The 7,858-nt window shown below is 69.9% G+C and carries 9 protein-coding genes and 1 pseudogene; 4 read left to right on the top strand and 6 right to left on the bottom strand.

The window, feature by feature from the left end:
* Positions 1-145: 145 nt before the first annotated feature.
* Positions 146-288: pseudogene (locus AB0M30_RS43170) on the bottom strand (Cys-tRNA(Pro) deacylase); the annotation flags it as partial.
* 373 nt (positions 289-661) lie between these two features.
* Positions 662-1,138, bottom strand: coding sequence for a Cys-tRNA(Pro) deacylase (gene ybaK / locus AB0M30_RS43165; protein ID WP_103341237.1), 477 nt, complete (start codon positions 1,136-1,138; stop codon positions 662-664).
* Between the two features lie 192 nt (positions 1,139-1,330).
* On the opposite strand from ybaK, the gene AB0M30_RS43160 reads away from it, so the two are divergent.
* The 3 genes from AB0M30_RS43160 to AB0M30_RS43150 all read left to right on the top strand — a co-directional run bounded on the left by AB0M30_RS43160 (position 1,331) and on the right by AB0M30_RS43150 (position 4,005).
* Positions 1,331-1,954, top strand: a complete 624-nt coding sequence (locus AB0M30_RS43160) for a sigma-70 family RNA polymerase sigma factor (RefSeq protein WP_013229712.1) — start codon at positions 1,331-1,333, stop codon at positions 1,952-1,954.
* On the top strand, positions 1,951-2,271 hold the full coding sequence (gene rsrA, locus AB0M30_RS43155) for a mycothiol system anti-sigma-R factor (RefSeq protein WP_103341238.1): 321 nt from the start codon (positions 1,951-1,953) through the stop codon (positions 2,269-2,271). Before AB0M30_RS43160 ends, rsrA begins: the two co-directional genes overlap by 4 nt.
* A 213-nt stretch (positions 2,272-2,484) precedes the next feature.
* Positions 2,485-4,005, top strand: a complete 1,521-nt coding sequence (locus tag AB0M30_RS43150; protein WP_103341239.1) for a PAS domain-containing sensor histidine kinase — start codon at positions 2,485-2,487, stop codon at positions 4,003-4,005.
* Between the two features lie 354 nt (positions 4,006-4,359).
* Here AB0M30_RS43150 and AB0M30_RS43145 read toward each other — a convergent pair whose 3' ends face one another.
* Both AB0M30_RS43145 and AB0M30_RS43140 read right to left on the bottom strand, forming a co-directional pair.
* Positions 4,360-4,614 carry a WhiB family transcriptional regulator gene (locus AB0M30_RS43145; protein WP_003059797.1) on the bottom strand — a complete coding sequence of 85 codons (255 nt, stop codon included), beginning with the start codon at positions 4,612-4,614 and terminating at the stop codon, positions 4,360-4,362.
* Between the two features lie 275 nt (positions 4,615-4,889).
* Positions 4,890-5,816: a diacylglycerol kinase family protein gene (locus AB0M30_RS43140; RefSeq protein ID WP_364597109.1), complete on the bottom strand. Its 927-nt coding sequence runs from the start codon at positions 5,814-5,816 to the stop codon at positions 4,890-4,892.
* 350 nt (positions 5,817-6,166) lie between these two features.
* Here AB0M30_RS43140 and AB0M30_RS43135 point away from each other — a divergent pair, with 350 nt between their 5' ends.
* A complete protein-coding gene (locus AB0M30_RS43135; RefSeq protein ID WP_364597106.1) occupies positions 6,167-6,637 on the top strand; it encodes a hypothetical protein in 471 nt (156 codons plus the stop codon).
* A 122-nt stretch (positions 6,638-6,759) separates the two neighbouring features.
* On the opposite strand, the gene AB0M30_RS43130 is transcribed toward AB0M30_RS43135, so the two are convergent.
* Together AB0M30_RS43130 and AB0M30_RS43125 are read right to left on the bottom strand one after the other, a co-directional pair.
* On the bottom strand, positions 6,760-7,242 hold the full coding sequence (locus AB0M30_RS43130) for a GNAT family N-acetyltransferase (RefSeq protein ID WP_364597103.1): 483 nt from the start codon (positions 7,240-7,242) through the stop codon (positions 6,760-6,762).
* 1 nt (position 7,243) lies between these two features.
* A complete protein-coding gene (locus AB0M30_RS43125) occupies positions 7,244-7,831 on the bottom strand; it encodes an acid phosphatase (protein ID WP_364597100.1) in 588 nt (195 codons plus the stop codon).
* Positions 7,832-7,858 lie beyond the last annotated feature (27 nt).

The following is a 7,858-nucleotide window of genomic DNA, read 5'->3' as shown; positions in this document are numbered from 1 at the left end:
CCGCTGCGACGTCCTCTACGCCATGCTCCGCAACGGCACCCACTACCGCCACCCCGCTGCCGCTGCGGCTTGACAACCAGATAGGGACACCCCCCAGGGACGGGCGGGGGACGTCCGGTCGCTCCCTGGGTCGTATTTTTGCAGCTCAGGCGCCGATCGGCGCCACTACGGCGCCGGTCAGCCGGATGAGCTCACCCGGCGCGAGTTCCATTTCCAGCCCCGCCGCTCGGCCGAGCAGAACACCGTCTCGAACCCCTCCGCCGAGGCGTCGATCACCACCGGTAGCTGTCTCGTTTGAGGACACGCATCCTCAGCTTGCGCGCCGCGTCGCGGCGTCGCCCGGCAGCTCGCTGGTGCTCAAGAAGCCGCCCCCGTGCGGCCACGCTCCAGCTCGCCCGCGCTCCGAAGGTGCGATGACATCAGGCGACCAGCGTTCGGCGCACGTCTTCTCGACTATCGCGTGGCCTCTCATTCGAAGCAAGGTGATCAGTTGCGGTGCGTTATAGACCGCTGACCAGCTGTGTCCGAGGTTCGCTTCGCGGATTTCCCAGCCTTTGCGGCGTTCCGGCTGCCTCATTCAGCGGGAGTAAGCGGTCGCCCCCACGCCGCCGTGCCGATCGGCGGTATCCGCTCGATCAGGGGTCGTGCTCGATCCTCCCCGTTACGCCCCGATCGGCGCCACCGCGGCGCCGGTCAGCCGGATGAGTTCGCCCGGCGCCAGCTCCACTTCGAGCCCCCGCCGCCCGGCCGAGCAGAACACCGTCTCGAACCCCTCCGCCGAGGCGTCGATCACCACCGGTAACCGGCTTCGGTGGCCCAGTGGCGAGATCCCGCCCAGCACGTACCCCGTCGCCCGCTGGGCCGCCGCCGGGTCCGCCATCTTCGCCTTCTTGCCGCCCGCCGCGGCCGCCAGTGCCTTCAGGTCCAGCTGGCCGGTGACCGGGACCACGCCCACCACGAGCCGGCCGTCCACCTCCGCGACCAGCGTTTTGAACACGCGTGCGCGGTCCAGGCCCAGCGCTTCCACCGCTTCCAGCCCGTACGAATCCGCCCGCGGGTCGTGGTCGTAGGCGTGCAGCGTGTGCGCCACTTTTTGCTTCACCAGCAACGCCGTCGCCGGGGTGCCCTTGCCAGCCATGGCGGAAGTCTAGGGAATGCCCGATCCCCCCGATCGGTTGTACCGGACGTGACAACAACGCTCGCCACCACACGCTCACGCAGCCGCCGCAGTTCCCAGGCACCGGCGAACCGCGGCGTGCCCGGTCCCCGCGTAAACTCGGGTCCGCCGTATGCGCGCACGCGCATCGACGCCGAGCGGGAAGGGAACGGTTTGCCGAGCACGCAGAACTCAGCGCCGGAAGAAGCGACCGAGGCCGAGCGCGCCGAGCGTTTCGAGCGGGACGCGATGCCGCTGCTCGACCAGCTGTACTCGGCCGCGATGCGGATGACCCGCAACCCCGCCGATGCCGAGGACCTGGTCCAGGAGACCTACCTCAAGGCGTACGCGGCGTTCGCCTCCTTCAAGGCGGGGACGAACCTGAAGGCCTGGATGTACCGCATCCTGACCAACACCTACATCAACGGCTACCGCAAGCGTCAGCGGCAGCCGGTGCAGGCGCCCACCGAGGAGATCACCGACTGGCAGATCGCCAAGGCGGAGAACCACACCTCGAGCGGGCTGCGGTCGGCCGAGGTCGAGGCGATGGACAACCTGCCCGACACCGACGTCAAGGCCGCCCTGCAGAAGCTGCCCGAGGAGTTCCGGCTCGCCGTCTACCTGGCCGACGTCGAGGGCTTCGCGTACAAGGAGATCGCCGAGATCATGGACACGCCCATCGGCACCGTGATGTCCCGCCTGCACCGCGGCCGCGCTCAGCTGCGCGACCTGCTCGCCGACGTGGCCCGGGAGCGCGGTTTCATCCGGGGTGCCCAGGAAGAGGTGGCCGGGCGATGAACGACATGTGCGAAGGCGCGTCCGACAAGGTCCGCTGCGAAGAGGCGCTCGCCGACATCTACCTGCTGCTCGACCGCGAGTGCAGCCCCGAGCGTGACGCCGCGTTGCGCTCGCACATCGAGGACTGCCCGCCGTGCCTCGAGGAGTACGGCATCGACGAGCACATCAAGCAGCTGCTGGCCCGCAAGTGCGGCGGCGACCACGCCCCAGCCGAGCTGAAGAGCCGGCTGCGCGCGTCGATCCGCCAGACCGTCGCCACGCGCGGCGGCGTCACCGTGGAACGCACCGAGATCACCCTCGAGCAGCGCTCCGAGTAGTGCCTGAGCACGACTAAGGCCCCCACGCTGAGTGTGGGGGCCTTCGTCATGCCGACGCCGGGAATCAGGCGTTGGGCTTCTTGCCGTGGTTCGCGCCGTTCTTCTTCCGGTCGCGACGCTTGCGGGCGCGCTTCGACATGTTCACTCCTCGTCGTCAAAGCTGGTCAACCTCTCAAGTGTGTCATGACGTCCCGCTCTGGTTGGATGGGGTGCGTGTCCACGCTCGCCGAACTGCTCGCCGACAACACCGGCCTCCCGGGGGAGGCGGCGGATCACCTGCAGACCGTCGTCGCGGAGTGGCAGCTGCTGGCCGACCTGTCCTTCGCCGACTTCCTGCTCTGGGTCCCGGTGACCGAGGAACTGCAGCCCGACGGCGGTGACTTCGTCTGCGTCGCGCACGCGCGGCCGACGACGGCGCCCACGGCGCACCCCGAGGACGTCGTCGGCACGCGGTTCACCGTCCAGGAGCACCCGCAGCTGGCGAAGGCCATGCGCGAGGTGCGGATCTGCCGCGAGGAAGACCCGCACTGGTACCGCGACCTGCCGATGCGGCGTGAGGCGATCCCGGTCCGGTTCCACGACGAGGTCATCGCCGTGATGAGCCGCGAGACGAACCTGGCCGCGCCGCGGGTGCCGTCGCCGCTGGAAATCGCGTACCTGGGCAGTGCCGGCGACCTGTGCCAGATGATCGTCGACGGCACGTTCCCGCCGAACGGGACGAACGCGACCGACACGCACACTTCGCCGCGGGTGGGGGACGGGCTGATCCGCCTCGACTCGAGCGGCACGGTCGTGTTCGCCAGCCCGAACGGCCTGTCCGCCTACCACCGGATGGGGCACGAGTCCGACCTGGTCGGGACGCGGCTGGCGCCGCTGACGCGGTCGCTGATCCGCGACCCGTTCGACGCGACCGAGGTGTCCCACCGGATCATCGAGGCCCTCGACGGGAAGCCGTCGAGCCGCACGGAGGCCGACTCGCGACGCGGCGCCGTGGTGCTGTTCCGCGCGCTGCCGCTGCGGCCGGCGGGGCAGGCGGCGGGCGCGCTGGTGCTGGTCCGCGACGTCACCGAGGTGAAACGGCGTGACCGCGCGCTGCTGTCGAAGGACGCGACGATCCGGGAGATCCACCACCGGGTGAAGAACAACCTGCAGACGGTGGCCGCGTTGCTGCGGCTGCAGTCCCGGCGGACGTCGTCGGAGGAGGCGCGGCTCGCCCTGGCGGAGTCCGTGCGCCGGGTGACGTCGATCGCGCTGGTGCACGAGGCGCTGTCGATTTCGGTGGACGAGCGCGTCGACCTCGACAAGCTGCTGGACAACGTGCTGCCGATGGTCGGCGAGGTCGCCACGGCGGAGTCGCAGGTCGGGCTGTCGCGCAAGGGCTCGTTCGGGGTGGTGGTCGCGGAGATCGCGACGCCGCTGGTGATGGTGCTGGCCGAGCTGGTGCAGAACGCGATCGAGCACGCGTTCCCGGCGGGCCGGTCGGGCAAGGTCGAGCTGATCGTGGAGCGTTCGGCCCGCTGGCTGGACGTCGTGATCCGCGACAACGGGCGCGGCCTGCCGTCGGGGTTCTCGCTGGAGCGGTCGGACGGGCTCGGGCTGCAGATCGTCCGGACGCTGGTGGAGTCCGAGCTGCGGGGCTCACTCTCGCTGCGAAAGGTGCGGCCGGAGACGTCGGCGACCCGAGTGACGGGGACGGAAGCCGCCCTGCGCATCCCGCTGTCCCGCCGCCTCTGACTCGTGTCGTCTCTTCAATCACGCGTGTCGACTCCCTGAACACGCGAGTTGGCTCCTCAATCACGCTGGTGCCTTGCTGCCGTGTGATTGAAGGGTCAACTCGCGTGACTGGGGGGTCGACACGCGTGATTGGGGGGTCGACACGATGAAGGCCCGGCACCAGGTGCGTGGTGCCGGGCCGTTCAGCGCTTCGTGGGAGGTTGAAGTCCCGGTGAGGTTTCACCGCACCCGTCGCCAGGTGGTTTCGCCTCGGTTGTTAAGCTCAGACCGGGTAGGTATCACCCCAGACGGCGTGGGCACGACAAATGCCCGCCGGGTGAAATTCCTGCTCGGCCTGGGTGGATCTCGAGAAACTTAGGCGTTGGTCCGCGTGCCGATGTGCGTACGGCGGCGCTTGAGCGCGCGTCGCTCATCCTCGCTCATGCCGCCCCACACGCCCGCGTCCTGGCCGCTGGCCAAAGCCCAGGCCAAGCAGTCGGAAGCGACGGTGCAGCGGTGGCACACGGCCTTCGCCTGCGTAACCTGCGACAGAGCCGGACCGCTGGTTCCCACCGGGAAGAACAGCTCGGGGTCCTCGTCTCGGCAGGCCGCGTCGTGGCGCCAGTCCATGTTCGTGAGCTCCTTCATATGGCGCGGGAGGGCCGCGCCACAGTCGTCTAATGGCGGTCGTGTTCTTGGGTGCTTGTGAATGCTTTCACGAAGCACCGCTTTCGACAAGGGTTTCCGGAAGATCGGTGAGTCAGGTCACCCGGCCGAGCGACCCCTCTGACCTGCGGTTTCTCTCCGACACAGCCGTCCGAAGGGAAGGCTGATGCGCTGAGTGGAGCTTCTCCGTCGACGAACGGCACCTGGCACTTATCCGCAGGCGATCAGCGGTCCCGTCGTCACACGATTACCGTGAGTGCGTTCGGGACGCTGAAGAATTCCACTCGGGTCCGCTGGCCGACGAGGTCGCCGTCCACCTGGAAGTTTACCGGTTCAGCTGCGTCGATGCGGATCATCGGGAGGTCATCGTGACGCACGAGACGCCGGCCGCGCTGGTTGCTCTTCGTAGTCAAAGCTTGGCGTACATGCTTGAACACCGTCGGCAACCCCAGACCGTTCAACGCGAACAAACCCAATCCCGTCTCGAACGAGCAACCCGGGTTGAGGTGAATGGCTCGCTCACCCAGGTAACTCCACGGATCGGTGTTCGACACGAAAGCGGTCAACGCCTCGGCGGGTTCTTCACCCGGGATGCGGATCGTGAGGGCCGGCCGGCCCAGCGGTGGCCGGAAGTAGGAGCGGACGGCGGCCCGCAGGTAGAGGCCGGCCGTCGTCTGCTTGCCGCGGCGCTTGGCGACCCGGCCGACGACGTCGGCGTCCCAGCCGAGGCCGGAGTTGAAGGTGAACCAGTGCCCGTCGGCCAGGCCGAGCCCGACCCGGCGCGAGCGGTCGTTCTCCAGCGCGTTGAGCAGCTGGTGGGTGGCCTCGAACGAGTCCGCCGAGATGCCGAGGGCGCGCGCGAACACGTTGGCCGAGCCGCCGGGGACGACGCCCAGGGCGGGTACGTGCCCGATCTCCGAAGGGTCGCCGTCGGCGTCGGCGAGCAGGCCGTTGACGACCTCGTTGACCGTGCCGTCGCCGCCGTGCGCCACGACCAGGTCGATGCCGTCCCGCGCGGCCGAGCGCGCGACGGCCATCGCGTGGCCGCGGTAGTCCGTCTCGACCACGTCGAGTTTCACCTGGCTGGCGAGCGCGTGCGCCAGCACGTCCCGGCCACCGGCGGTGGTCGAGGTGGCCTGGGGGTTCACGACGAGGATTGCGCGCATTACCGCAGAGTAAGTGACATCCGGCGGCCCGAGAACCTTCCGGCGCCGCATGGTGACGGGCGCAACCCCGGGGAACAGCACCTTCGAGACCCTGTGCCGGGCGGTCCTCCTTCGCACGCGAGTGTCCGCTCGTCGTGACAAGTGCACCCGGGCCGACCGCCCGCTCATCGACGACACCTGAATCTTCGGCGCCCGGGCGGTCCCGCGAAAACGGCCGACCGGGTGGCATACGATCGAATTGGCTCACGCACGGTGACTCGCCCTGGTCGAGTCCACTGTGCCGCCGCAAAACTGTGCTCCCGCAAAGCAGGTCGCCAGTACTTGCCCCGTCCGTCCGGAAGGCCGCCGCAGTGAAGTTCTCGCCCGCTCCCCGCGAGGTCCGGCTGGCCGGTGCCGTCACCGCGGTGCCGTCGCTCGCCCTGCTGGTGTTCGGGGTGATCGTGCTGGTGAACGGCCTGCGGTCGCCGGCTCAGCCGGGCAACAACGTCTTCGTCGAGTCGGGCACGTTCATCGTGGTGGCGCTGGCGTTCCTGGCCGCGTCGGCCGGGCTGGTGCTCGGCCAGACGTGGGCGCGCTCGCCCGGCGTGGTGATCGCGCTGATCGTGATCGGCCTCGGCTGGTACCTGCTGGGCCCGTCCGGCGAGCCGCTGTGGGGTGTGCCGATCGCCCTGCTCGGCATCGTGGCCCTGGGCCTGCTGTTCCGCCGGTCGGCCCGGGCCTGGGCGCTGGGCCTCCGCGAAGGTGAGACCGAGACGGAAGCCGCCGAACGCGGCGGCCTCGCCGGCCGCCGCGCCGAGCGCGAAGGCCACGAAGAGGACTGAGTAAGGCCCCGCCGAGAGGTCGCGAATGACTCATTCGGGACCTCTGATGCCGCGAATGAGTCGTTCGCGACGTTCCTCGGTGCGGGCGATGAGCCGTTCGAGACCTCGGGCGGCCAGGCGCGTTACGCCTGGGCGGCGAGGGTGTGCAGCGGGGCGTCGGTGAGGCGGTTGACCGTCCACTCGTCCATCGCGACCGCGCCGAGGGCCTTGTAGAACTCCGTCGCCGGGTTCCAGTCCAGGACCGACCACTCGAGCCGCGCGTAGCCGTTCGCGACGCACTCGGCCGCCAGCGCCGCCAGCAGGGCCTTGCCCAGGCCCGAGCCGCGGTGGGACGCCTGCACGTACAGGTCCTCGAGGTAGATGCCGTGCACCCCGCGCCAGGTCGAGAAGTTGAGGAACCAGACCGCGAAGCCGACGACCTCGCCGTCCACTTCGGCCACGTGCCCGAACAGCTTCGGCGCCTCGCCGAACAGCGCGTCGTGCAGCTGTGCCGGCGTCAGGTGGCACTCGTCGGGGGCGCGCTCGTACTCCGCCAGGTCGTACGCCAGGCGGACGGCCGCTTCGACGTCGTCGGGGCGGATCCGGCGGATGCGGTCGTCGGGCACGTCAGTCCTCCGCGGGCAGCAGGTTGAGGTGTTCGATCTGGGGTTCGCCGCGCTCGTCGCCGAGCACCGCGATGCCGGCCGCGTCGAGTCCGAAGTGGACGCCGGCGGTGGCGGGCAGGCTGAGCCAGCGGGCCACCAGCACGCGGCTGAAGTGCCCGTGTCCCACCAGGATCACGTCGCCCGCTTCGCTGGCTCGCCGGGCGCGCTCCAGCACCCGATCAGCGCGGGCGGAGACCTCCGAAGCGCTTTCGCCGCCGGGGATCGGGTGGCTCCAGACCGTCCAGCCCGGCACGGTTTCGCGGATCTTCGGCGTGGTGACGCCTTCGTAGTCGCCGTAGTCCCACTCAGCGAGGTCTTCGGTGACTTCGTCGACGCGCAGCCCGGCCAGCGCCGCGGTGCGCAGCGCCCGGGCTCGCGGGCTCGACAGCACCAGCGACGGGCCGCCGACGAGGCTGCGGAGGGTGCCGCCCGCGGCCCGCGCCTGGCCTTCGCCCGCCGGCGTCAGCGGGATGTCCGTGCGGCCGGTGTGCCGCCCGTTCAGCGACCATTCGGTCTGCCCGTGCCGGAGGAGGAAGAGACGGTTCGCCACGCGGCCGAACATACCCGGCCGTTTGCG

This window comes from Amycolatopsis sp. NPDC051716 (genome assembly GCF_040681595.1).
Lineage (GTDB): Bacteria > Actinomycetota > Actinomycetes > Mycobacteriales > Pseudonocardiaceae > Amycolatopsis.
This window is presented reverse-complemented; position numbering and strand designations above follow the sequence as displayed.

What these genes read in the sequence shown, in the direction of transcription:
- ybaK (WP_103341237.1), bottom strand. Translation starts at nt 1,138, where the DNA reads ATGGCTGGCAAGGGCACCCCGGCGACGGCGTTGCTGGTGAAGCAAAAA.
- rsrA (WP_103341238.1), top strand. Translation starts at nt 1,951, where the DNA reads ATGAACGACATGTGCGAAGGCGCGTCCGACAAGGTCCGCTGCGAAGAG.
- AB0M30_RS43140 (WP_364597109.1), bottom strand. Translation starts at nt 5,816, where the DNA reads ATGCGCGCAATCCTCGTCGTGAACCCCCAGGCCACCTCGACCACCGCC.
- AB0M30_RS43145 (WP_003059797.1), bottom strand. Translation starts at nt 4,614, where the DNA reads ATGGACTGGCGCCACGACGCGGCCTGCCGAGACGAGGACCCCGAGCTG.